The sequence below is a fragment of the Delftia sp. UME58 genome (genome assembly GCF_014170385.1).
GTDB lineage: Bacteria > Pseudomonadota > Gammaproteobacteria > Burkholderiales > Burkholderiaceae_C > Comamonas > Comamonas acidovorans.
Window position 1 is genome coordinate 126,486 of the sequence record NZ_LZZV01000109.1, and the last position, 24,140, is coordinate 150,625.

Sequence of the window (24,140 nt, forward strand, 5' to 3'; positions counted from 1 at the left end):
GGTGGACAGGACGTGGGCGCAGCGCTTCATGCCCTGCGGCGCGAACTGTCGAGCAGCACGGCGCCGACGATGATCACGCCCTTGATCAGCTGCTGGTAGTACGAGGACACGCCCAGCAGGTTCAGCCCGTTGTTGATCACGCCGATGAGCAGGGCGCCGACGACCGTGCCGCCCAGGCTGCCCGTGCCGCCCGACAGGCTGGTGCCGCCGATCACCACGGCCGCAATGGCGTCCAGCTCGTAGGACACGCCGGCCTGCGGCAGCGCCGCCGTGGTGCGCGACGCCAGCAAAATGCCGGCCAGCCCCGCGAGCAGGCCGCTGACCACATAGACCAGCAGCACGATGGCGCGGGTGTTGATGCCGCTGGTCTTGGCGCTGCGCAGGTTGCCGCCCACGGCGTAGATGTAGCGGCCATACACGGTGTAGCGCAGCACGAAGGCGAACACCGCGACGGCAACGGCAAAGATCACGATGGGCATGGGCACGGGGCCCAGCTGGCCGGCGCCGATGGCAAGAAAGCCGTCGGGCAGCTCGGACACCGGCATGCCGTCGTTGTAGATGTAGGTCAGGCCGCGCGCCGCACTGAGCATGCCCAGCGTGGCCACGAAGGGCGGCACCGCGAACCAGGCCACCAGCAGGCCGTTGACGCCGCCCAGCAGCATGCCCACGCCCAGCCCGGCGCCCACGCTCACCGCCAGCCCCTGGCCATCGGCCGCCAGCCAGGCGCCGACCATGCCGGCCAGCGCCAGGATGGCGCCCACCGACAGGTCGATGCCCGCCGTCAGCACCACGCAGGTCATGCCGATGGCCAGGATGCCGTTGATGGAGGTCTGGCGCAGGATGTCGGCCCAGTTGCCCCAGGTCATGAAATGGGGGTTGGCCAACGCCAGCGCCGCGCACAGTGCAACCAGCGCGATGACCACGCCGTAGCGCTCGCGCAGGCTGCGCAGGTCCAGCGCGCGCCGCCCCAAGAGCGGCGGCGAAGATGCGGCTTGAAGATTCGTCATGGAGGACTCCCGCGTTGATGGAAGAAAGGCGTGGGGCCGGCAGGCCGCTCACTGGATGGAGTAGCCCCCGTCGATGACGATGTTCTCGCCCGTCAGCATGCCGGCGTGCGTACCGGCCAGGAACACGGCCAGCCGCGCCACCTCCTCGGGCTGCGCAAAGCGGCCCGTGGGGATGAGTGCCCGCATGGCCTCCCCCACCTGCCCGGCCCAGGCCTTGCGGCCCAGCGGCGTGTCCACCACCGTCGGCGAGATGGCGTTGACGGTGATGCCGTCGGACGCCCATTCCAGCGCCAGCACGCGCGTCAGTCCCACCAGGCCCGCCTTGCTGGCGCAATAGGCGGCATGGCGCCGGAGCGCGACCACGCTGGCCTGCGAGGCCAGGTTGATGATGCGGCCGTGGCGCTGGCGGCGCATGGCCGGTGCCACCGCCTGGGCCAGCAGCAGCGGCGCCGTGAGGTTGACGGCCAGCGTGCGCTCCCAGGCCGCCTCGCTGACTTCGCCTGCCGGCTCCAGCAGCGCCACGCCGGCGCTGTTGACCAGGATGTCGATGCGGCCCGTGGCCTCCAGCACCGTGGCCACCGCCTGCTCCACGCCCTCGGGCCTGGTCACATCCACCGCCAGCGCCAGGTGGTGCCGGGGCTCCGCCAGGCTGGCAGCGGCCACGTCCAGTGCCTGCCGCTCCAGGTCCACCAGGACGACACGCGCACCGCCTTCGGCGAGCTGCCGAGCAATCGCCAGGCCGATGCCGCCCGCGCCGCCGGTGACCAGGGCCGTGCGGCCGTCGAAGTCCCGCTCCAGGCTGTCGGCGCTCATTTGCGCACCTTCTGCAAGAAGGCGTCGGCATTGGCGGGCACGATGGCGGTCCACGGCACCTCGTAGGATTTGGCCGTGCCATCGCCCCAGGGCATGGCCTGGGCATACTCGCTCCATACCACCGAGCGCGGCCGGTAGGACGGGCCGACAAGCTGGCGCAGCAGCACATCCAGCGCGCCCTGCGCCTGGGCCTGGGCATCCTGGAAATTGGTGGTCATCTCGCCGCGCTTGACGGCCGTGATGGCGGCGGCCACGCCGTCCACGCCCACCACCGGGATGGTCTTGATATCGATGCCCTTGGTCTTGATGGCCTGCACCGCGCCCAGGGCCTCGTCGTCGTTCTGGGCGATCACGCCCTGTATCTGGCCCGGGAATGCGGTCAGCCAGTTCTCCATCAGGCCCATGGACTCGGCGCGCGACCAGTTGGCGGTCTTGCGCGCCAGTACCTTCACGTTCTTGTGGCGGGACAGCACCTCGTCATTGCCGCGCGCCCGCTCGATCTGTGCCGACTGGCCTATGGGCCCCTCGATGACGACGATATTGCCCTTGCCGCCGATGGCCTTCATCAGCGCCTCGGCCTGCATGCGGCCGGCCACCACATCGTCATTGCCCACGTAGGAGGTCAGCACATCGCCCTGCACGCGCGTGTTGGAGCCCACCACGGGAATGCCGGCCTTCACCGCCTTCTGCACGGGCGCCGCGCCCGCCTTCAGGTCGATGGGCACGAAGAGGATGCCGTCGTACTTCTGCGTGATCATGGTGTCGAACTGGTTGCTCTGCGTCAGCGCGTCGTAGTTGCCGTCGAACACGGTGATCTGCACCGTGCCGTCCTTCACGGCCGGATGCGCCTTCAGCTCCTTGGTCCACATCTGCATGAACTCGCCCTTGAGCCCATAGACGGCCGCGCCTATGCGGTAGGGCTTGGCCGGTGCTGGTACTGGTGCTGGTGCTGGTGCCGACAGCGGGGCCGGAGCCTGGGCCCGGACCTGCGCTGCGGCCAGTAACAGCCCACCGGCAAGCGCGGCTGCAAGCACGGTGGTGAAGCGGAAAAACGGCATGGTCATGTCTCCTGTGTGTTGTGAAAGGCAAGGGGAAAAACGCTGCACGGGCATCGCCCGGGCTCAGGAAGCGAGGTGCATCAGCGCCTCCTGCGTGATGCCGTGGCCGGCCACCACGCGGTCAAGCCGGCCTTTGCGGAAGATGGCGATGCGGTCGCTCAGCTCCAGCAGCTCCGGCGCCTCGGAGGACACCACAACCACGGCATGGCCCTGCGCGGCCAGCGAGGCCAGGAAGGCGTACACCTCGCGCTTGGCGCCTTCGTCGATGCCGCGCGTGGGCTCGTCGCACAGCAGGCAGACGGGGTTGGTGGCCATGCAACGGGCCAGCACCACCTTCTGCTGGTTGCCGCCGCTCAGGCCGGAGACCGGCATGGCCGGGCTGGCCAGCTTCACGCGCAGGCGCTGCAGCAGGCCGCCCACCAGCACGCGCTCTGCCGCGCCATCCACCACCCCGGCGCGCTGCAGGCCCGGCAGTGCGGGCAAGCTGGCGTTGAAGCGCACCGAGGAGCTCATCACCAGCCCCGTGGCCTTGCGGTCCTCGGTCACCAGGGCCAGGCCCGCCTTGATCGACGCCGCCGGATTGCCGCGCGGCAGGGGCCGTCCGCCCAGGCTCGCGTGCCCCTGGTCGGCGCGCGTGAGGCCGTACAGGCAGTTGAGGAATTCGCTGCGGCCCGATCCCATCAGTCCGTAGATGCCCAGCACCTCGCCGCGGGCAACGTCCAGGCTGATGTCCTCGAACTCGCCCCGGCGCGTGAGCCCCTGCACCGACAGCAGCGGCTCGCCCGGCGCCGCAGCCCTGCGCTCGCTGGCGGCAGCGCGGACCTCCCGGCCCACGATGAGCTTCACCAGCTGCCGCCGGTCGATATCGGCCAGCGCGCCGGTCTGCACGAAGCCGCCATCGCGGAACACCGTGTAGCTGTCGGCAATGGTGAAGATCTCCGTCAGGCGGTGCGACACGTAGAGGATGCCGGCGCCCTGCGCGGTCACGCGGCGTATCGCGTCGAAGAGGATGGCGGTCTCGCTTTCGCCGATGGCCGAGGTGGGCTCGTCCATGATGATCAGCTCGCTTTGCCGGCTCAGGGCCTTGGCAATCTCCACCAACTGGGTCTGCGCCAGGCTCAGGCGGCCCATCTGCGCACGTGGATCGATATCGAAGCCCAGCTGCCTGAGCAGCGCATCCGCCTGCTCCAGCAGCGCGGCATGGCGGACCACCACGCCGGCGCGCCGGGGCTCGCGGCCCAGGAAGATGTTCTCGGCCACGCTCATGCCCGGGATGGGCGACAGCTCCTGCGTGATGATGGACAGGCGGTGCGCCAGCGCCTCGTGCGGCGTGGCGAAATCCACCGGCCGGCCCTTGAGCAATATCTCGCCGGCATCGCGCCGCAACAGGCCCATCACGATGTTCAGGAAGGTGGACTTGCCTGCGCCATTGCCGCCGCACAGCGCGTGCACGCTGCCGGCCTGCAGCTCAAGGCAGCCGTTGCGCAGCGCAGGCACGCCGCCGAAGCTCTTGGCCACCCCGCGAGCCTGCAGCAGTGCGGTGCCGGTGCCCATGGTCACGCGCCCTGCCCGCGCCCGGCCGCGGCGGCCTGCGAGCGTTCGAAGCCGGTGATGGCATCCACCTTCAGGGCCGAGCTGCCGCCATCGAAGCGCGATGCAAGGAAGCGGTCCACGATGGCCTTGGCCAGTTCCACCCCGATCACGCGCGAGCCCAACGTGATGATCTGCGCATCGTTGCTGCGGCTGGCGCGCTCGGCCGAATAGGTGTCATGCGCCTGCGCGGCGCGGATGCCTGCCACCTTGTTGGCGGCAATGGCCATGCCTATGCCCGTGCCGCACAGGAGAACGCCGCGCTCATGGCGGCCCTGGACGATGGCCTGCGCCACCGCGATGCCGATGTCGGGGTAGAGCACCGGCTCGCCGTCGTGCGTGCCGAAGTCGGCCACTTCGTGGCCCTGGGCCAGCAGATGCTGCTTCACGGCGTTCTTGAGGTCGCAGGCGGCTTCGTCGCAGCCGATGGCCAGCTTCATGGCATCCCCTTCGTTACAAAAGACCATCACATGATCATTTGATCAATGTTTTATGAGAGTCTTCTCAATCGAAGAGCAGTTGTCAAACAACGATAGCTATGTGAGTCGGCAAGATGAATACGTAACCCATTGAATTTTCTACAAAATCCATCAAGTCCTATCGTTTTCCCTTGGCTATCGAATAGCCAAAAGGCATTGACATGTCAATTTCAACAAATCAAAAATGACCATTCAATGATCATATGAACAGTCTTCGGCACACCCGCCGGGACCGCACCTGGAGGAGACAAAGGCATGACGACCAACCGCGTGATCAACGACCCCGACCGGGTGGTGGAGGACATGCTCCAGGGATGGATCGCCGCCCATGGCGACACCCTGCGCATCGACGCAGGCAACCCCCGCGTCGTGCGCCTGCATGGCGCGCCACGCAGGGGCAAGGTGGGCATCGTGACGGGCGGCGGGTCGGGCCACGAACCGGCCTTTCTGGGCTATGTGGGCGCAGGCCTGTGCGACGCCGCCGCCGTGGGCGAGGTCTTCTCGTCCCCCACGGCCAGAAGCTTCTACGACGCCATGCGCGCAGCCGATGGCGGCGCCGGCGTGGCCTGCCTGTATGGCAACTACGCGGGCGACAACATGAACGTTGCCATGGCCGTGCAGATGGCCGCGGCCGAAGGCATGGCGGTCAGGACCGTGGTGGCCAACGACGACGTGCCTTCAGCCGCGCGGGGCGACGAGGCCAGCCGCCGCGGCGTGGCCGGCGAGATCCTGATGTGGAAGGTGGCGGGCGCCCGGGCGGCCATGGGCGCCAGCCTCGACGAAGTCATCGCCATCGCCCGGCACGCCATGGCCCGCACGCGCAGCATCGGCATCGGCCTGTCGGCATGCACCATTCCCGCCGTGGGCAAGGCCAACTTCCATATCGAGCGTGGCAGCATGGAGGTGGGCATAGGCCACCATGGCGAGCCCGGCATGTCCGTGCACCGCACGGCCACGGCGGCCGATATGGCCGAGCGCATGCTGGACACCCTGCTGCCCGACCTGCCCTTCTCCCCGGGCGACCGCGTGGCCGTGCTGCTGTCCGGCCTGGGCGCCACGCCGCTGATGGAGCAGTACATCCTCTATGGCGAGGTGGCCCGGCACCTGCAAGAACGCGGCATGCAGGTGGCCTTCCGGCTGGTGGGCAATCTCTTCACCTCGCTGGAGATGATGGGCATCACACTCACGCTGATGCAGCTGGACGATGTGCTGGAAGCCTGCCTCAAGGCGCCCTGCCAGTCAGTCGCCCTGACCCTGGCCGGCGGGCTGCCGCCTCAGCCGCAGGAGGCCATTCCAACGCCGCCCTCTGCTCCGGCACGGACGCCGGCACAGGCGCAGGAACAGGCCCAGGAACAAGCACAAATCGCCCGCCCCAAAGCCGCAAGGCGCACCAGCCAAGGGCCGGCCATCGCGCTCGATGGCGCGGGCAACATCGTGCGCGAGCTGATCACGGCCATCGTCGGCCACCGGGAGTTCCTGAGCGAGATCGACGGCCTGATCGGCGATGGCGATCACGGCATCAACATGGCCAAGGGCTTTTCCGGCTGCGGCGCACGACTCGATGCCATGGACGCCAGCCAGGCGGCGCAACTGCCTGCGGCGCTTCAGCAGCTGTCTCAGGCCTTGATGGACGATATCGGCGGCTCCATGGGCCCGCTGTACGGCAGCTTCTTCCAAGGCTTCGCCGATGTTCTTGGGCCGGAGCAGGAGATGGATGCAGCCCTGTTCGGCCAGGCGCTGGCGCGGGCCGTCGCCGATGTGCAGGAGATGGGCAAGGCCCAGGTGGGCGACAAGACCCTCATCGACACGCTGGCCCCGGCACTGCAGGCCTACCGGCAATCGCTGCAGGCCGGCGCCGGTTTCCGCGAGGCGCTGCAGGCCATGGAGGCCGCGGCCGAGGCGGGCAAGGAATCCACGCGCCACCTGCAGGCCCGTATCGGGCGCTCGGCCCGGCTGGGGCCGCGCTCCATTGGCGTGCTGGACGCGGGCGCCACGTCCTGCTGGCTGATTCTGAGCACCCTGGCGCAGTCGCTGCAGCGGCGGCTGGCGCAAGCCTCATCCTAGGGCTCAGCGCCTGCGGGCAGCGCCGCGCACCAGCAACACCAAGACGGCCACGCTCATGATGGCGAAGCAGATGAAGGACCAGTTGGCGATGGAGCCGCCCAGGAAGCTCCAGTCCACGGCGGCGCAGTCGCCCGAGCCACGGAAGATCATGGGCACGGCACGGCTGATGGAGTAGTTCTCGATCATTCCGTAGAAGTCGCGCCCGCAGGTGGCGAACTCGGGCGGATACCACTGCAGCCAGCTCTGGCGCGCGGCGACGAAGGCGCCAAAGCCTGCAGCCACCAGCGCCAGCACGCCCCAACTGATCAGCCAGCCACGGCCGCCGCGCACACTGCCCAGGCCCGTGAAGAGGGCCACGCCGATCAATGCATAGCGCTGCACGATGCACATCGGGCAGGGCTCCAGCCCGACCACATGCTGCAGATACATGCCGAAGGCCAGCATGGCCACGCAGGCCAGGCTGATGAGCGCCAGGATGCGGCGCGGAGCGTTGTCAAACCATTGAAGCATTCTTGTCTTTCGTCACCCGGTTGAATGAAATCAGGGCTGCGGCGCCGGCCCGGCGCTGCAGCCCTGTTCAGCGGGTGCAGGAAGCCGTTGCCGCGCCGTCAGATGCCAGCCGCCTCGTCCAGGAACACCTTGGCACGGCGCGGTGTCACCACCAGGGTTTCCCCCTCGCGCAGGGCCATGTCCCTGAACTGCTGCGCAGGAATCTGCGCCTCGATCAGGCCACCCTCTTCGGCATTGTCCGTGCTTTCGGTGCTCTCCGAAGGAATAAGTTCCAGGCGCGCAATGGGCCCCACGACGATGGCGCGGGCCAGCTGCACGACGATGCCCGTGGGCCGTCCCTGGACGTCCAGGTTCTGGCCGGGCGAGTAGCGCTCCACCTCCAGATCGTGCGGGCGCACATAGGCGAAGGCCTTGCTGTCGCTGGCGCCCTTGGCGTCGTGGCTGTCCAGCTGGGTGCCGTCGTCCAGGTAGACGCGGCCATCGCTGGCACGGCCCTTGAACAGGTTGACATCGCCCAGGAAGCCGTAGACGAAGGGCGTGGCCGGGTTGTCCCAGACCTGCTGGGGCGTGCCCTCCTGCTCGATGCGGCCCTGGTTGATGACGACCACGCGGTCGGCGACCTCCAGTGCCTCCTCCTGGTCGTGGGTCACGAAGATGGAGGTCACGTGCAGCTCGTCATGCAGGCGGCGCAGCCAGCGGCGCAGCTCCTTGCGCACCTTGGCATCCAGCGCGCCGAAGGGCTCGTCGAGCAGCAGCACCTTGGGCTCCACCGCCAGGGCGCGGGCCAGGGCAATGCGCTGGCGCTGGCCGCCCGACAGCTGGGACGGGAAGCGTTCGGCAATCCAGTCCAGCTGCACCAGCTTGAGCAGGCTCATCACCTTCTCACGGATCTGGGCCTCGCTGGGGCGCTGGCTGCGCGGCTTCACGCGCAGGCCGAAGGCCACGTTCTCGAACACGGTCATGTGGCGGAACAGCGCGTAGTGCTGGAACACGAAGCCCACGTTGCGCTCGCGCACATGGACATCGGTGGTGTCTTCGCCGCTGAAGTGGATGCTGCCCACGTCGGGCGTCTCCAGCCCCGCGATGATGCGCAGCAGCGTGGTCTTGCCGCAGCCCGAGGGGCCGAGCAGTGCGATGAGTTCGCCGGACTGGATGTCCAGGCTCACATCGCGCAGGGCCTGGAAATCGCCGAACTGCTTGCTGACGTTGCGTATTTCAATGCTCATGGTCTTGCTCTTGCTTTTTTCTGGTCGGGGCCGGGGTTCAGGACACCTGCGGCACCTGGGATGCCTGGGAAGCCTGGGAAGACGCCGTGGGGCGCTCGGGAGGCAGGTCGGCAGCGGCCTTGGCCTGCTGCTCGGCACGCCACTCGGCCACCGACTTGATGACCAGGGTCACCAGCGCCAGCAGGGCCAGCAGCGAGGCGGCAGCGAAGGCGGCAACGGACTGGTACTCGTTGTAGAGGATCTCCACATGCAGCGGAATGGTGTTGGTCTGGCCGCGGATGTGGCCCGAGACCACCGACACTGCGCCGAACTCGCCCATGGCACGCGCATTGCACAGGATCACGCCGTACAGCAGGCCCCACTTGATGTTGGGCACGGTGACCTTCCAGAAGGTCTGCCAGCCCGTGGCACCCAGCACGATGGCGGCCTGCTCCTCGTCGCTGCCCTGCGCCTGCATCAGCGGGATCAGCTCGCGGGCGATGAAGGGGAAGGTCACGAAGATGGTGGCCAGCACGATGCCGGGCACGGCGAAGATGATCTTGATGTCATGCTCGGCCAGCCAGGGGCCGAACCAGCCATGGGCACCGAACACCAGCACGTACATCAGGCCCGCCACCACGGGCGAGATCGAGAACGGCAGGTCGATCAGGGTGATCAGAAAGGCCTTGCCCCGGAACTCGAACTTGGCGATGCACCAGGCCGCCGCCACGCCGAACACCAGGTTCACCGGCACGGCGATCAGCGCCGTGATCAGGGTCAGCTTGATGGCCGACCAGGCATCGGGCTCCTGCAGGCCGGCGACATAGGCGTCCCAGCCCTTGCGCAGCGCCTCGGTGAACACGGCCGCCAGCGGCAGCACGAGGAACAGGCCGATGAAGATCAGCGCAATGCCCGTGAGAACCCAGCGCACGGCGCGCGGCTCGGTGGTGGTGAGCTTTTCGCGCCGGCCCTTCGGGGGCGCCGTGAGCCTGTACAGCACCAGCACGGCGACCAGCACCGCGCCAATGATCTTGAGAAGCAGAGCTTCCTGTGGAGACAACGCCATCTCAAGCCCCTCCCGAATGCTTGCGCTGCCATGCCTGCAGCGCGTTGATGACCAGCAGCATCACGAAGGAGAACAGCAGCATCACCACGGCCACGGCCGTGGCGCCTGCGTAGTCGTATTGCTCCAGCTTGCCGATGATGATCAGCGGTGTGATCTCGGAAATCATGGGCATGTTGCCCGCGATGAAGATGACCGATCCGTACTCGCCGATGGCGCGTGCAAACGCCATGGCAAAGCCCGTGAGCAGCGCGGGCGTGATGGCCGGCAGGATCACCTTGTAGAAGATCTGCCAGCGCGAGGCGCCCAGGCTGGTGGCGGCTTCCTCCAGCTCCTTCTCGGAGTCCTCCAGCACCGGCTGCACCGTGCGCACGACAAAGGGCAGGCCGATGAAGATCAGCGCAATGACCACGCCGTTCGGGTTGAAGGCCAGCTGGATGCCGTAGGGCTCCAGGTACTGGCCCACCCAGCCGTTGCCGGCCAGCAAGGCGGTCAGCGAAATGCCGGCCACGGCCGTGGGCAGGGCAAAGGGCAGATCGACGAGCGCATCGACGATCTTCTTGCCCGGGAACTTGTAGCGCACCAGCACCCAGGCGATCAGCAGGCCGAACACCAGGTTCACGCAGGCCGCCGCAAACGAGGCGCCAAACGTCAGCCGGTACGAGGCCAGCACGCGCGGCGAGGCCACGGCCTCCCAGAACTGGGGCCAGGTGAGCGAGAAGGTCTTGAACAGCAGTGCCGACAACGGGATCAGCACGATCAGGCTCAGATAAAACAGCGTATAGCCCAAGGTCAGCCCGAAGCCGGGCAAAACGCGCTTGGCGCCGCGCCCTTTGCGCGCCGCACCGGACGGTGCGGGCACGGGAGCGTCGGCGCCAGGCCTTGGGCTGGTCGGAACGGCAGACACCATGTTGGATTCCAAATCAGCCAGTGTGGGGAGGGGGCCTCAGGCGGACTGCGCCGCCTTCATGCCTGCTTGCGTGCTTACTTGCCGGGGACGTAGATCTTGTCGAACTGTCCGCCGTCGTTGAAGTGCACCTTCTGGGCCTCGGACAGCGAGCCGAAATACTTGGCCACGGTGAACTGCTTGATGGGCTTGAACACATCGGCGTGCTTCTTGAGCACGGCCTCGGAGCGGGGGCGCAGCGCGTGCTGTGCGGCGATCTCCTGGGCCTCGTCGGAGTAAAGCCAGGCCAGGTAGTCATGGGCCAGCTGGCCCGTGCCCTTCTTGGCCACGGTGCGCTCGACCACGGCCACGGGGTTCTCGGCCACGATGGACACCGAGGGATGGACGGCATCGACCTTGCCCTTGCCGAATTCGCGTTCGACCGAGACCACTTCGGACTCGAACGTGATCAGCACGTCGCCGATGTTGCGCTGCAGGAAGATGCTGGTCGCGTCGCGGCCGCCCTTGCCCAGCACGGGCACGTTCTTGTAGAGCTGCTGCACGAACTCGGCGGCCTGCGCATCGGTGCCGCCCTTCTCGCGCACCGAACCCCAGGCCGCCAGGTAGGCGTAGCGGCCATTGCCGCCCGTCTTGGGATTGACCACCACGACCTTCACGTCGGGACGGATCAGGTCGCTCCAGTCCTTGATGTTCTTGGGATTGCCGTTGCGCACCAGGAACAGCATGGTCGAGGTGGTGGGCGAGGCGTCATTGGGGAATTTCTTGGCCCAGTCCTTGGCGACCACTCCGCTGTCGGCCAGGAATTGCACGTCGGTGGTGGTGTTGAAGGTCACCACATCGGCGGCCAGGCCGTCGTTGACGGCACGCGCCTGGGCGCTGGAGCCGCCGTGCGATTGATCCACCTTGATGTCCACGCCCTTGGTCTTCTTGTAGTGGGCGACGAAGGCGGCGTTGTAGTCCTTGTAGAACTCGCGTGCCACGTCGTAGGAGACGTTGAGCAGCTGGTTCTGCGCCGATACCGTTCCGGCGGCGGCCAGCGCCAGGGTGGCCAACAAAGTCTTGAGCTTCAAAGAATGCATGGTTCGCTGCCTTTTTATCAGTGGACATTTCTGCGATGGATTCACAGACAGTCACATTGTGCGAACGCCGGCTTAAAACTCAAAAGAATATATTTTTGTTTGTTAATGGCCTGTCACCATATAAAGAACCTGCCCTGCCTGCGGTCACCCGCCGGCCCATCACAGACCGGCAGCCCATGGCGCGCCCGCGCCAGTGCCCGCAGAGACGGAGGCATGCGCAGCCGCCACACGCGGCGGACGCGGCGAGCGCGGCGAACGCACGGCAGGCCGGGGCTGTGCCGGCTGCCAGCTGTCGCCCTGCGTCAGCGACTGCAGCAGCGCCAGGCCCAGGGGCCAGTCGCCAAAGCCTGATTCGACATTGATGTGCCCCGCGTTCTGCAGCCGCACGAACTCGCTTCCCCAGGCCCGCGCATAGGCGCCGGCCCGGCGGATCGGACAGTAGGGGTCGTTGCTGCTGGCCACCAGCACGCTGCGGTAGGGCAGCGGCGCATAGGGCACGGGCGCAAAGTCGGCCAGCTGGGCACGGCGCTCGGGATCGGCCGGCGCCACCAGCAGCGCACCGCGCACGCGCGCACTGGCCTCGGGACCCAGGTGCGCGGCCGTGATGCAGCCCAGGCTGTGGGCGGCCAGCACCACGGGCTCGGGCCGGGACAGCACCAGTTGCTCCAGCGCGGCCACCCAGGGTTCGCGGTGGGGCACGAGCCAGTCGTCCTGCTCCACCCGCTCGGCATGCGGCAGCTGCTGTGCCCACAGGCTTTGCCAGTGGTCAGGGCCGGAGTTGCGCCAGCCGGGCACGATGATGATGCGGTGGGGATTCATGGGTTCTCCTGGACTGTCCATTGCTGGACATGGGCCCCGATTGTGGAGAACACCGCCAACTATCCCAACGAACGTTTTGTTGTTTTCTTATGGCACCTCAGTGACCTGTACACGCTCCTCAGTCAAGCCGAGGCGCTTGGGCAAGGGGTCAACGCAACGAAGCGGCAGACCACATGCGGCATTGCCAGCGCACACGATCTGCCGCCGCAGTTCACTCAACGCGAGCCTTCTCAGGTTGTCGCAGGCACGAACAAGCCGCCGCGGAAGCTGTCGAACTCTTCCAGGTCCGGCGTGTAGGTGGACTCCCCGTCCACAGCCAGCTCCACCAGCACGCGTCCAAAGATCGGCGCGTACTTGAAGCCTCTGCCGGAGGCCATGATGCACATGGATGCGTTCTGGAACGCACTGCCGGCGCTACCCCCCAGATCTGGAATTTTTCCTATCACCAGGTTGGTATCTGGGCTCATGGAGTAAAGGCAGGTGCCCGCGTTCTGGTGGTTGGGCACATCGATGACCCCAGGCACAAAAAGCCTCCCAAGGTGATCCACCAGATCGCTCAGGATCCGCGGATCAGGAGTTGAAGTGATGCCGGATGGATCCTCCAAAATGGTGTTGGTGTAGTCGGCACTCATCTTCACCAGGCCATCGGGCGCGAAGTCCAGCTTCGGAAAGCCGTAGAACAGGCCATCTGGGTTCGTTGGCGTGTTGCCGAACTCGTACCAAAGTGGCATGTGCGCTCCGCCCTGCACCCTCCAGTAGGCATAGGTCATCTGCCAGATTTTCCAGTCGGGCGACTGCCTCAGCCCCAACCCCTGCAGAGCATCGTTGGCCCAGACGCCCGCGCACACGATCAAATGCTCGGCAAAGAAGTCCTGACTGACGGAGCCTGCAAGCGTGCTGACAAGGTAGCCAGTTCCGTCAGGAGATATCTGAGTCACCTTGGTCTGAGACATCATGGTGAGATGTCCTGTCGCATTTGCCAAAGCAAGCATCGCTTGATGCGATGCCTGCACATTGATGGAAGCTCCCTGCCGTTGCACCAGCCCGATATAGGTACTTGGCATCGTCGCTGGGTTGAGAACAGGAAAACGTGCCGCTATCTGAGCGGGAGAGTCCAACGTGACATAGGGTATGCCCATGCGACTCATGGCTTCAGCCGCCTGTTGCAAATTACCCTCCGGTGTCGGCGGTGCATCGCTGTGGCCAAAAAAAAGCAATTCCTCGGGCGCGAGAATCTCCGTTCCGTACGCCGCCTGTATTGCATGCCAAAGAGCATATGCGCTTTCAGTTATGCGAATCTGTGAGGGCTGCGCATACATAATCCGAAAAATTCTCTCAATGCCTTTTGAGCTATTGACGGAATTTGGAATATCGTACTGATCTATCAGCAGAGTCTTCAGTCCTCTCGCAGTTGCATGATAGGCGGCGCCCAAACCATTGGTGCCAGCGCCCACAATGATGACATCATAGCTATCCATTGCCGCAGAAACGGTCATGTTTTTTCTCCCGTATAAAATTCGTCATTCACTTATGGAATTGAATAAAATATCACCACTCAACTATTTTCCAACCAGCCTACAGATAATCGGATAGTCAGAATAATCAATGATGGCAATCATATCGGATTTATCAGTCAAAATTTCTTCAAATTTATCAAATACCCTCCCCCTATATATGTTTATCAGAACAAATAGATTCTGCCAAAAACAGGAAAATCATCCCCGCAATTTCAATGAGATATGAGTAGTTGGTAGAAATGAAATTCTTTAACAATCAAGCACACAACCTTCGTCACTCTTTGCAATAAACCAGGAAACGTCACCCCTCTATTGGCAAGGGATGGACCGTGTAGCAGTGAGTAATGATGCGATCGAGCAGGGGATCGATGATCTGGAAGCTGAATTGCGGCGAATAGCGAACGCCACCGATGGTTGCGCAAGTACCTCCAAACATCAGCATGCCGTCTCCGAAGATCTGTCCTTCTTCTGCGAAGCGAACCAGCAACTCGCGCGGAGACAGGAGCGAGGAGACTGTCCCTTCCTGGTACAGCTTTGTCTCCCCGCTTTCCACAATGTGGCTTCGCAAGATCAGTTTGTCCCAGTGCGACTCCACCTCATCCAGGGGCCATAGCACGCCGGCTACCGGCTTGTCACAGAGCTGCTTGGCGACCGTGATCCCCATGTGCTCCACATGGCGATCGGTATGGTCGGATGCCACGCCTATCCATAGCCGCCCCTCGACATTGAGCATGACGTACTCCACCTCGCCGCTGGAACCTGTGCCTATGACTTCAATGGCCTGCGCCTGGGTGAGCCGGGAGACACCGACGCGGTAAAACAGTGGTGTGCGCGCGGGAGGCGCCACGCCCAGCTTTTGCAGTTCTTCAACGTGGTGGGCAAGCGCCTCTTTGTCCCGGCCTGTCCAGCCGCCGACGATGGCCGAGTGGACCGCTACCGTGCGCCTTTTGGTGCCGGTTTTCTGGATGAAGTCGAATTCGAGCGTCATTAGCGGGCGCATATTTCATGTCTCCTGATCGCAGGTTGGATTGATCGCAGCTTCCAAGCTGCGGGCGATTCCGAGCAGTTGCCGATCTGCCATGGTTTCCCCGAGCAACATGAGCCCCACAGGCAGGCTTTCAGGCGCATGGCAGGGAATGGAAATGGCTGGCAAATCCAGAAAATTCGCAATGGACGTGTTGCGAAGGCACAGCCGGTTGGCTTCGCTGATCGCAGTTGCCTCGCTGAGGCTGGACAGCATCGGCGGCGCGATCTGGACGGTGGGCAGCACCAGAGCATCAAAGGCATGGGAGCGCCGTTGCACTGCAGCGATGAGCCGCTGCCGAGCCAGCAGCAGATCGATGTAATCGGCCGCACTCTGCGATTTGCCAGCGGCAAACCGTGAAAGAACCCAGGGATCGTAGAACTGCGAGCGCGATTCGATATGGGGTCTGTGCCATGCATGAGCCTCGGCACCCACGAAGCCCCCCATGCGATGGATGTGCGGCAGCTCCCCCAATTCGGGGAGCGACACGGCGACCAGGTGCACGCCCTGCCGGGACAGGCGCTCCAGGGCTCCCTCAAACGCCTGCGCGACCGCCTCGTCCAGTTGGTCGTCCACATAGCCCTGGATGACACCCAGCCTCAAGCCAGCTGCCGGCATGGCTGGCACTTGCTCTTCGTCTACGCCCGACAGGATCGCATCCAGGATGGCGCAGCAAGAGACGCTGTTGGCCAGTGGCCCAACCGCATCCAGCGTGCTGGACAAAGGAATGACCCCACTACGGGAGACGCGCCGCGCCGTCGGCTTGAAGCCGACGATGCCGCAGAAGGCGGCCGGGATGCGGCAGGAGCCTCCCGTGTCGGACCCCAGTGCGGCAGCGACCATGCCGTCCGCTACGGCCACCGCGCCACCGGAGCTCGACCCCCCGGGAATGCGCCCCACATCACGCCCGAACGGGTTGAGCGGCACATCGAAATGCGCGTTCAAGCCGAGCCCGGAATAGGCGAACTCGGTCATATGGTTTTTGCCGATGACGATGAAGCCAGCACGCCGCAGCGCGGCGACAACGTCCGCATCCCGTTCGGCCGGCGGGCATGCGTCCAGGACATGCGAGCCTGCGCCTGTGACCTGCCCCAGGGTATCGAACAGGTCCTTGATCGCCATGGGAATGCCCGCCCAGCGCGGCATCGGCAGGCGATCCCGGCGCGCCTGGTCGTAGAAGTCGGCTTGCTTGCGCGCCTGCTCGGGGAAGACCGACAGAAAAGCTCGTGAGCCCTGGCCTGCCGGGTCTGCGATGGCGGACAGGCTCAATTCGACAAGATCGCGGCTGCGCAGCTCACCGCGTTCGAGCCCGTGTTGGAGGTCCAGCAGACGGCGCATGGTGGTCTTCATGCGAGCTCACTGGGGGTCGTAGTAGTGCTGTTCCAGCAACAGGCAGCCCTGCTCGGTCCTGAACGGTCCGTGCGGCACATGCGGAGGGCGGCAGCAGTAGGTGGCGGGGCCGAATCTCACGCCGCCCTGCCCATGCGCGTCATTGCCTACCCACAGGTCGCCTTCGATCACATAGACCTCTTCCCAGTAGTCGTGTTCGAAAGGAACGGTGGTGTACGTGCCGGGCCTGAACCTCAGCAATCGAGTGTGGCCTCCCTGGCGGTTCTTCACGTCCAGTGTTCCCGCAAGAATCTTCTGCTGGATGCCGGAGGGATAGCCTTTCGGCGTTTCCCAGCCTTCGTTCATATCGACCTGATAGAACTCCTGATGTGCTTTGTTGATGGCCATGGTGGATCTCACTGGTGGATTTGGTGGGTGGATGGGCAGTTGGACACCGCGCCAGGCATGGCGCGGCCTGACCTGCCCGGCGGGCTTGCCTAGGAACGGATGGGGACGAATGGGGGCGGGGTAGGTTTGCGCTAGCGCTTAGGCTGGATGTGCGCCACCTTGCTGTGCGCCCTGAACTTCCAAGGCATCAGTTGCCTCTCCAGCAGGTCCAGGCATCCGATCAGCACAAGTCCGATCAGCGAAAGCAGCAGCAGGGCCGCGAATACGCGGGGCGTGTCGAACTGCCCCTGGGCCACCAGGATGACGTTGCCCAGCCCGGTCTGCGAAGCCACGAACTCGCTCACGATGGCGCCCACCAGGGCCAGCGACATGGCCACCTTCATGCCCGCAAAAATAGACGGCAGGGCCGCATACAGCCGAATGCGTGTGAGCACCTTCCAGCGCGAGCCGCGCAGCGCCGTGGCCATGTCGAGCACGTCCTGCGACACCGAGCGCAGGCCCAGTGAAGCGTCGATGACGACGGCAAAGACCGCAATCATGAAAGCGATGGCCACCTTGGTGAAGGAACCAGTTCCGAACCAGATGATGCACAGTGGCGCAATGGCCACCTTGGGCACGCTGTTGAGCGCAATGAACAAGGGAAACAACAGCCGGTTCAGGAAAGGTGACTCCACCAGCACTACGGCGAAGGCCACGCCCAGGACCGTTGCGGCAAGAAAGCCGGCCAAGGTGATGGAGGTTGTGTATGCAGCCTGCATGGCAAACCAGCCCGGGAACTCGGCCAGGTCCTTGAGCACCAAGCTGGGTGGTGGCACCAGGTAGACCGGCACGCTGAGCAGCCGTACCAGCGCTTCCCAGGCCAGGAGGAAGCCGATGAAGCCCAGCCCGGAGACCAGAGTGGCCCTCAACATACCACCTGCCGGCCGCGCCGCGGTCAAAGTGATGGCGTTACTCATGGATGACTCCCATCTGTTCGAAACGACTGCGGAAATGGCGGGTCAGGGTGCCGAACTCTGGCTCCTCACGCACTGCAAGGCGCCGCTCTCCGGCCAGCTCGATAGGAACGTCGTCGACGATCTGGCCCGGTCGGGGCCGGAACACGACCACCCGTGAGGAGAGGAACACCGCCTCTGAAATGCTGTGCGTGACAAAGATGACGGTCATCTTCTCGGCCTCCCAGAGCTTGCGCAGGTCGACATTGAGTTGGTCGCGCGTCAGTGCATCAAGGGCTCCAAAGGGCTCGTCCATCAGCAGCAGGCCCGGTGTCAACAGCAAGGCACGGCAAATGGCAACACGCTGGCGCATGCCGCCGGACAGGCTGTGGGGATAGGCATGGATGAAGTCCTGCAGCCCTACCCGGCCCAGCAGATCACGTGCCCGTGCTTCGTGCTGCTGCCGGGGCTCGCCGCGGAAATCGGCGGGCAGAAGCACGTTGTCCAGCACATCCATCCAGTCCAGCAAGGCATCGCGCTGAAGCGCCAATCCCAGATCGGACGGCGGGCCATCCACAGGAGCCGCATCGATTTCAAGAATGCCACCGGATGGCCGGTCCAAGCCCGCAATGCACCGCAGCATCGTGCTCTTGCCGCAGCCGCTGGGGCCAAGGAAGCTGACGAATTCACCCTTGGCAATCGAAAGGTTGACGCGGTCCAGCGCAAGCACGTCATCAAAGCGCCTTGTCATGCCTGCCGCGCGGATCTTGAAGTCTGCGGCGCTGGTTTCAGCTGCGATCATGGGCCTTCTCCTTGCCGCCAATACGCTGAACCAGTTCGGCGTCCAGAAGCGTGTTGGTGAAATAGCCGATGGCCAGCGCATCTGCAGGCACCAGCCGCGCGGCGCCTAGGATGGCCAGCGTGGATTGCCAATGCGTGGCGGTAACCGACAGCGCTGGCGAGCCCTGGCCGCCGGGCAGCGCGATGTAGTTGCGCAGTTGCTCTATCTGTCCGCGCAGCATCTCGGGGTTGAGCTTGGCCTGGGCACGCGCCGCAATGATGGCCTGCACGCCTTCCTCTTCATGGCCGGCGAAGATGTAGTTCCACGCTCCGGCAACGACGCTGGCAAAACGCCCCAGCACCTTTGCGCGCCGGGCGATGGCTTCGTCGGTAGCGAACAGGCCATATCCCAGAAAATCGAGTTGGTGGTCAGCAAAGCGGATGACATCCGCAGGGCGCTGCGCCTGGAACTGCGGCAGGGTAAAGGTCGGGCTGGAGAAGATTCCATCGACCCGGCCATTGGCATACAGCCCCACCTTGGCCGATGCATCGACGCTTTGCAGATTCAGGTCTGCACGCGAGAGGCCACCAGAGGCCAGAAACTTGTCGATGAATGGCGCCTCCAGCGAGCCGGACGTATAGGCAACAGTCCGGCCCTTGAGGTCTGCAATGCGCCGGACGCGGGCGCCCTTGTCCATCAGAAGGCAAATATCGTTCTGGCCGAACAGCGTGGCGATGGAGCGAACCGGAACGCCTCTACCTCGTGCGATCGCCATGGGTCCCAGCGAAGCATGACCCAGGTCGTACTGGCCGTTGCCGACGATCTGCACCGTGGCCACCGAGCCGTTGCCGTCATCAAAGACCGGCTCTATCCCCTGTTCGGCAAACCAGCCCTTGGCCTGAGCCAGATGAAATGGAGCATGTATGCCCCACGGCGTGTAGTCCAGCCTGACCACCAGCTTTTCCCTGGCCTGCGCCATGGACCAACGGGGCCGCAATGCAGCCGGCAAAGTGATCAGACAGGGCATCGCAGCCAGCATGCGGCGCCTGCTTGTGGGGTAGTGCATTTCTCTCACCTTCAGGTTTGTCATCAACGCGGCGGTCAATCGCTTTTCCTCGGGTAATTGACCAGTTCACGTCACTTGTCTCTAAGCCATTATTCAGCTCACTATTCATGAAGACCAATCTTCATTTTTCATGCTCAGCCATAAAAATGATTCATAGTGATGGAGGCACGCGATGATCGATTTCAAAAGTCTGGAGACGTTTCTTTGGGTGGTTAATCTCGGCAGCTTCAGCGCCGCTGCAAGCAAGCTGGCGACAACGCAGCCTGCGGTCTCGCACCGCATTGCGCAACTGGAGCAAAGCCTGGGAGTGCGCCTCCTGAACCGCGACAACAAAACGGTGTCACCGACGGCCGCCGGCAGAAAGCTGTTGGGCTATGCCGAGCGCACAGTGAAACTGCGATCCGAGATCGTGGCGTCCATACGCAATCCTGATGCAATTGAAGGAACGCTGCGACTGGGAATTGTCGAGACGCTGGTGCACACCTGGCTTTCCGAATTGATCCGGCGGGTGGAGAAGGTCTATCCACGACTCAACCTCGAAATCCAGAGCGACATCACCTGGGAAATGGGGAAGAAACTCGCCAATCAGGAAATTGATCTGGCCTTTGTGATGGGCCCATTGAATTCCCCGGTATTGATCAACCGTTTCCTTTGTGACTATCCGATGGCGTTCATCGCCAGTCCGGAAATGCGCATTCCGAAACCTGCAACGATCCAGGACATCGCCCGCTTTCGGATGCTGACATTTCCTCGCCGCACACAGCCCTATGAAATTCTGCGCGCGGTTTTCAATGAACCTGCGCTGGGCCCTGTGCGCATCCACAGCGCAAATGCCCTGACCCCTTTTATCCAGCTCGCGACTGAAGGGTTCGGCATTCTGGTCGCTCCACCGGCCATAGCCCTGGACCGCATCGAGTCGGGTGAGCTGGAACTCATACCTACCGGCATCATGTTGCCCAACGTCTCATTTACCGCAACCTGGCTGAACTCGCCGGACACGCTGGCCATCGAGTTGGTCGCCGAAATTGCAGTAGAACTGGCAAGGGAGTCGCAGGCGACATACAACCTATGACGCCATGCGCTTACGCGCGCGTGGCATGGCTGTTGCGCCCCGGCACGGTCTCGCCGAGGAAGTCCAGGAAATGCCGCACGGCCGGCGCCAGGCCGCGCCGCGAGGGGAAGACCGCGTGCACGATGCCCTGGGGCGGCTCCCAGCCCGGCAGCAGGTGCACGAGCCGGCCCTCGGCCAGTTCCTCGTGGCACATGTAGTCGGGCAGCCAGCACATGCCGCTGCCGGCCAGCGCCGCGAATTTCAGCGTCAGCAGGTCATCCACCACATAGCGCGGCTGCAGTTGCAGGCGTTGCTCGCGGCCTTCGGGGCCGACCAGCAGCAGGCTGGATTGGCCGTCCACCGCCGACATGGACATGCTGTCCAGGTGCTGCAGGTCGGCCAGTGCACGCGGCGTGCCCTGGCGCTCCAGCAGCTCCGGGCTGGCCACGAGGATCTGGCGCGCCACATCCAGCCGCTTGACGACCATGGAGCCGCTGTCCTCCAGGCTGGGGCGCACGCGCAGCGCCACGTCGATGCCCTCCTCCACCAGATTCACGGGCCGGTTGGTCACCTGCATCTCCACATGCACCAGCGGGCAGCGCTGCAGGAACTGGGGCATGAGCTCGCCCAGCACGGTCTGGGCCAGGGTCACGGGGCAGCTCACGCGGATGGTGCCGCGCGGCTCGGTCTGCACCTCGGCCACGGTGTCGGCGGCGGCCAGGGCCGCATCGCGCATGGCCTGGCAATGGCGCAGATAGGCCTCGCCCACCTGGGTCAGCGACAGCTTGCGCGTGGTGCGCTGCAGCAGGCGCACGCCCAGCCGGGCCTCCAGCTCGGCCACGCGCCGCGACAGCCGCGACTTGGGTATGCCCAGCGCCCGCCCGGCCGAGGCAAAGCCGCCGCGCTCCACCACCTCGGCGAAGTACAGCATGTCGTTGAGATCCATCATGTCGCGCGTCCCTCCCCTGTGCTCATTGACCGCAAATTCAGGACAATCTATCGCAATTTCGGCGGCTTATCAAAGACTCTGTCCAAATTCACAATTGATCCCATCGTCGGCCCTGCAAGCTTTCCCGAACGGCCGATTCCAACCGATACCTCCCAGGAGCTTTTTCATGCAAGTGCTGCACATCGACTCATCCATCACCGGCGCCGCTTCGGTGTCCCGCCAGCTGACCGCCCAGACCGTGGCAGCCCTGGTGGCCGCCAACCCCGGCGCCAAGGTCGAATACCTGGATCTGGCCGTGAATGCCCCCGACCACCTGAACGCAGTGTCCATGGGCTTTCGCACCGGCCAGGCCGCCACGACGGAAGCCGAGCGCGCACAGAACGCCATCTCCGAAGCCCTGGTGAGCCAGTTCCTGGCGGCCGATGTGGTCGTGGTCGGCGCCCCGTTCTACAACTTCACCATCTCCAGCCAGCTCAAGGCCTGGATCGACCGCATCGCCCAGGGCGGCCGCACCTTCCGCTACACCGCCGCCGGCCCCGAAGGCCTGGCCAAGGGCAAGAAGGTCATCGTGGCCTCCACGCGCGGCGGCGTGTACTCCACCAGCGAAATGGGCCAGGCCCTGGAGCACCAGGAAAGCTACCTGAAGACGGTGTTCGGCTTCCTGGGCATCACCGATGTGAGCATCGTGCGCGCAGAAGGCGTGGCCATGGGCGATGAGTCCAAGGCCAAGGCCCTGGAATCGGCCCGCAGCGACATCGTGCGTGCAGCGGCTGCCGCCGCAAATCAGGAAGCCGCGCTGGCTGCCTGATGGCCATTGCAGCCCGCCGGGGGCTGCCTGCTCAATGAATGGACAAGCGCCTGGGTTTCGGCCCGGGCGCTTTTGCTTTTGGTGGCCCCATCAGTTGCCGGGCCGGGCAGCCCGGATTGCTCCCAATGGACTGCGGCGAACAAAAGAGGTATCCGCCTTTGCGCCTCCTTTGAAAAATGCAATGCGCGATGGGCTTTCGCGGACACACGAAGCTGGTAGGCTGGACCATCACCGCCCTATTCGCGGCTTTGTCCGACACGAACCGACTGCATTTCAGAATGACGGCAGATCTGCCGATACCCAGGCAGTCATATTGCTTTTTCTGCGTTCCACCCATGCCAGCCACAAGTCACCGCTCCCACGCACGGCCCCGCGGCCCTGTCCATGTCCATGTACGCCCGCCGTCCGATGAAAACCTGGTGATCACGGTGATCGCCGTGTCCCTGCTGGCCATCACCGTGGTGGGCATCGGTGTCTACCAGTTCCTGCAGTACCAGCGCGAGCAGGATCAGGAGCAGCTCAACTCCCGCGTGTACCGCAGCTATGTGCGCAACACCGACGAGGCACCTGCGCCAGAGCAGCCCGAGCAGCCCGCCACCTCGCCTGCCCCCGCCAAGCCCAGCCAGCAGCAGCTGAACCAGGAGATGACGCGCAAGCTGCTGGCCCATCCCGGCGTGACGCCAGGTGCCGGCTTTTCGGCGCCCGGCGTCAAGTCGACGGGCGTGGTGATCATCGATGCCATCGACCAGGCCCAGGCACGCGAGAAGGCGTCGTCCGCCGCACGCCCTGCTGCGGCGATTGCCAACCCTTCTCCCGCTTCCTGACGCTTCCTGACCTCTGCGCTCACAGGAGCCGCAACGCAAAAGCCCGGCATTGCCGGGCTTTTTTGTGTCTTGTGACCCGTCCTGACCTGGGTTGACACCTTTTCCTCTCAGAAAAGGCAAGTCAATGGAATCAAGGGTCAAACGCACGCAGCGGGACTACACGCTGGCTTTTAAGCTGTCGGTGGTCGATCAGGTGGAAAAAGGCGATCTCACGTACAAACAGGCCCAGGAGCGCTACGGCATCCAGGGCCGTTCGACCGTGTTGGTGTGGCTGCGCAAGCATGGTCGCCAAAACTGGAGTTCGGCATCATCCGGGCTTGCCATGCCAGTACCGATCAAGAAGCCCTCATCTGCACCTGCTGCACCGCTGACTCCCGAGCAGAAGATCAAGGCCCTCGAAGTCCAGCTTCGCGAAGCCAACGAGAAGGCCCAACTGTTCGAGGCGGTGATCGATGTCCTGAAGAAGGACTACGGGGTGCGCATCGTAAAAAAGCCTTTGGGCAAGTCCTCTCGCAAAAGCTCCTCCCGGGGCTGAGCGTGGCGAGGGCTTGCCGCCATTGGGGCGTCAGCCGCCAAGCCTACTACCAGCAGTTGCAGCATCAGCAGCAACGCTGTGCGCGTGCCGACACCGTGATCGAGCTCGTTCGCGACGTGCGCCTGCGTCAGCCCCGGTTGGGCGCGCGCAAGCTGCACCATCTGCTCGCGCAGCCGCTGCAGCACGCCGGCGCGAGCCTGGGGCGCGATGCGTTGCTGGACGTGCTGCGCGAGGCGCGCATGCTGGTGGCGCCGAAGCGGGCGTATCACAAGACCACCGACAGCCATCATCGGTTTCGACGCCATCCCAACTTGCTCAAGGA

Annotated in this window: 23 protein-coding genes and 1 pseudogene; 5 read left to right on the forward strand and 19 right to left on the reverse strand. The window is 64.5% G+C overall.

The window, feature by feature from the left end; all coding sequences use genetic code 11:
• Nucleotides 1-26: 26 nt before the first annotated feature.
• The 5 genes from A9976_RS29215 to rpiB form a co-directional block, all read right to left on the reverse strand.
• The gene (locus tag A9976_RS29215; protein WP_016448253.1) at nt 27-1,007 is read right to left on the reverse strand and encodes an ABC transporter permease; all 981 of its coding nucleotides are present in this window, start codon (nt 1,005-1,007) and stop codon (nt 27-29) included.
• Between the two features lie 48 nt (nt 1,008-1,055).
• Nucleotides 1,056-1,820 carry a GolD/DthD family dehydrogenase gene (locus tag A9976_RS29220; protein ID WP_100566142.1) on the reverse strand — a complete coding sequence of 255 codons (765 nt, stop codon included), beginning with the start codon at nt 1,818-1,820 and terminating at the stop codon, nt 1,056-1,058.
• Nucleotides 1,817-2,878: a substrate-binding domain-containing protein gene (locus A9976_RS29225; protein ID WP_183021864.1), complete on the reverse strand. Its 1,062-nt coding sequence runs from the start codon at nt 2,876-2,878 to the stop codon at nt 1,817-1,819. The genes A9976_RS29220 and A9976_RS29225 overlap by 4 nt, the downstream gene beginning before the upstream one ends.
• 63 nt (nt 2,879-2,941) lie before the next feature.
• Nucleotides 2,942-4,432 carry a sugar ABC transporter ATP-binding protein gene (locus A9976_RS29230; protein ID WP_183021865.1) on the reverse strand — a complete coding sequence of 497 codons (1,491 nt, stop codon included), beginning with the start codon at nt 4,430-4,432 and terminating at the stop codon, nt 2,942-2,944.
• Between the two features lie 2 nt (nt 4,433-4,434).
• Nucleotides 4,435-4,908 carry a ribose 5-phosphate isomerase B gene (rpiB, locus tag A9976_RS29235; RefSeq protein ID WP_012206383.1) on the reverse strand — a complete coding sequence of 158 codons (474 nt, stop codon included), beginning with the start codon at nt 4,906-4,908 and terminating at the stop codon, nt 4,435-4,437.
• Nucleotides 4,909-5,202: 294 nt separating this feature from the next.
• On the opposite strand from rpiB, the gene dhaL reads away from it, so the two are divergent.
• A complete protein-coding gene (dhaL, locus tag A9976_RS29240) occupies nt 5,203-7,011 on the forward strand; it encodes a dihydroxyacetone kinase subunit DhaL (protein ID WP_183021866.1) in 1,809 nt (602 codons plus the stop codon).
• A 3-nt stretch (nt 7,012-7,014) separates the two neighbouring features.
• On the opposite strand, the gene A9976_RS29245 is transcribed toward dhaL, so the two are convergent.
• The 13 genes from A9976_RS29245 to A9976_RS29305 all read right to left on the reverse strand — a co-directional run bounded on the left by A9976_RS29245 (nt 7,015) and on the right by A9976_RS29305 (nt 19,690).
• Nucleotides 7,015-7,521: a disulfide bond formation protein B gene (locus A9976_RS29245; protein WP_012206385.1), complete on the reverse strand. Its 507-nt coding sequence runs from the start codon at nt 7,519-7,521 to the stop codon at nt 7,015-7,017.
• Between the two features lie 98 nt (nt 7,522-7,619).
• Nucleotides 7,620-8,747, reverse strand: a complete 1,128-nt coding sequence (locus A9976_RS29250; RefSeq protein WP_013801698.1) for a sulfate/molybdate ABC transporter ATP-binding protein — start codon at nt 8,745-8,747, stop codon at nt 7,620-7,622.
• Between the two features lie 37 nt (nt 8,748-8,784).
• Nucleotides 8,785-9,792, reverse strand: coding sequence for a sulfate ABC transporter permease subunit CysW (gene cysW, locus A9976_RS29255; RefSeq protein WP_183021867.1), 1,008 nt, complete (start codon nt 9,790-9,792; stop codon nt 8,785-8,787).
• Between the two features lies 1 nt (nt 9,793).
• Entirely contained in the window at nt 9,794-10,699 is a 906-nt protein-coding gene (gene cysT / locus A9976_RS29260) for a sulfate ABC transporter permease subunit CysT (RefSeq protein WP_013801696.1), read from the reverse strand.
• Nucleotides 10,700-10,773: 74 nt separating this feature from the next.
• Nucleotides 10,774-11,775, reverse strand: a complete 1,002-nt coding sequence (locus A9976_RS29265; protein ID WP_183021868.1) for a sulfate ABC transporter substrate-binding protein — start codon at nt 11,773-11,775, stop codon at nt 10,774-10,776.
• 159 nt (nt 11,776-11,934) lie between these two features.
• The gene (locus A9976_RS29270) at nt 11,935-12,594 is read right to left on the reverse strand and encodes an alpha/beta hydrolase (protein WP_183021869.1); all 660 of its coding nucleotides are present in this window, start codon (nt 12,592-12,594) and stop codon (nt 11,935-11,937) included.
• Nucleotides 12,595-12,824: 230 nt separating this feature from the next.
• Nucleotides 12,825-14,090, reverse strand: a complete 1,266-nt coding sequence (locus A9976_RS29275; protein WP_259649359.1) for an FAD-dependent oxidoreductase — start codon at nt 14,088-14,090, stop codon at nt 12,825-12,827.
• A gap of 322 nt (nt 14,091-14,412) precedes the next feature.
• Nucleotides 14,413-15,099, reverse strand: a complete 687-nt coding sequence (locus A9976_RS29280) for a DUF2848 domain-containing protein (RefSeq protein ID WP_183021870.1) — start codon at nt 15,097-15,099, stop codon at nt 14,413-14,415.
• A 15-nt stretch (nt 15,100-15,114) separates the two neighbouring features.
• Complete coding sequence (locus tag A9976_RS29285; protein WP_220808950.1) at nt 15,115-16,485, reverse strand: amidase; 1,371 nt, start codon at nt 16,483-16,485, stop codon at nt 15,115-15,117.
• A gap of 6 nt (nt 16,486-16,491) precedes the next feature.
• The gene (locus A9976_RS29290; RefSeq protein WP_183021871.1) at nt 16,492-16,872 is read right to left on the reverse strand and encodes a cupin domain-containing protein; all 381 of its coding nucleotides are present in this window, start codon (nt 16,870-16,872) and stop codon (nt 16,492-16,494) included.
• Nucleotides 16,873-17,003: 131 nt separating this feature from the next.
• Nucleotides 17,004-17,828, reverse strand: a complete 825-nt coding sequence (locus tag A9976_RS29295; protein WP_259649360.1) for an ABC transporter permease — start codon at nt 17,826-17,828, stop codon at nt 17,004-17,006.
• The gene (locus A9976_RS29300; protein WP_183021872.1) at nt 17,821-18,606 is read right to left on the reverse strand and encodes an ABC transporter ATP-binding protein; all 786 of its coding nucleotides are present in this window, start codon (nt 18,604-18,606) and stop codon (nt 17,821-17,823) included. The genes A9976_RS29295 and A9976_RS29300 overlap by 8 nt, the downstream gene beginning before the upstream one ends.
• On the reverse strand, nt 18,593-19,690 hold the full coding sequence (locus tag A9976_RS29305) for an ABC transporter substrate-binding protein (protein WP_183021873.1): 1,098 nt from the start codon (nt 19,688-19,690) through the stop codon (nt 18,593-18,595). The genes A9976_RS29300 and A9976_RS29305 overlap by 14 nt, the downstream gene beginning before the upstream one ends.
• 133 nt (nt 19,691-19,823) lie before the next feature.
• Here A9976_RS29305 and A9976_RS29310 point away from each other — a divergent pair, with 133 nt between their 5' ends.
• Entirely contained in the window at nt 19,824-20,723 is a 900-nt protein-coding gene (locus A9976_RS29310; RefSeq protein ID WP_183021874.1) for a LysR family transcriptional regulator, read from the forward strand.
• A gap of 10 nt (nt 20,724-20,733) precedes the next feature.
• On the opposite strand, the gene A9976_RS29315 is transcribed toward A9976_RS29310, so the two are convergent.
• Complete coding sequence (locus tag A9976_RS29315; RefSeq protein ID WP_183021875.1) at nt 20,734-21,651, reverse strand: LysR family transcriptional regulator; 918 nt, start codon at nt 21,649-21,651, stop codon at nt 20,734-20,736.
• A 166-nt stretch (nt 21,652-21,817) separates the two neighbouring features.
• On the opposite strand from A9976_RS29315, the gene A9976_RS29320 reads away from it, so the two are divergent.
• From A9976_RS29320 to A9976_RS29330, 3 genes and pseudogenes are all read left to right on the forward strand, one after another.
• Nucleotides 21,818-22,459, forward strand: coding sequence for an FMN-dependent NADH-azoreductase (locus A9976_RS29320; RefSeq protein WP_183021876.1), 642 nt, complete (start codon nt 21,818-21,820; stop codon nt 22,457-22,459).
• Between the two features lie 335 nt (nt 22,460-22,794).
• Complete coding sequence (locus A9976_RS29325; protein ID WP_183021877.1) at nt 22,795-23,283, forward strand: hypothetical protein; 489 nt, start codon at nt 22,795-22,797, stop codon at nt 23,281-23,283.
• A 124-nt stretch (nt 23,284-23,407) separates the two neighbouring features.
• Nucleotides 23,408-24,140, forward strand: a pseudogene (locus tag A9976_RS29330) (IS3 family transposase); the annotation flags it as partial.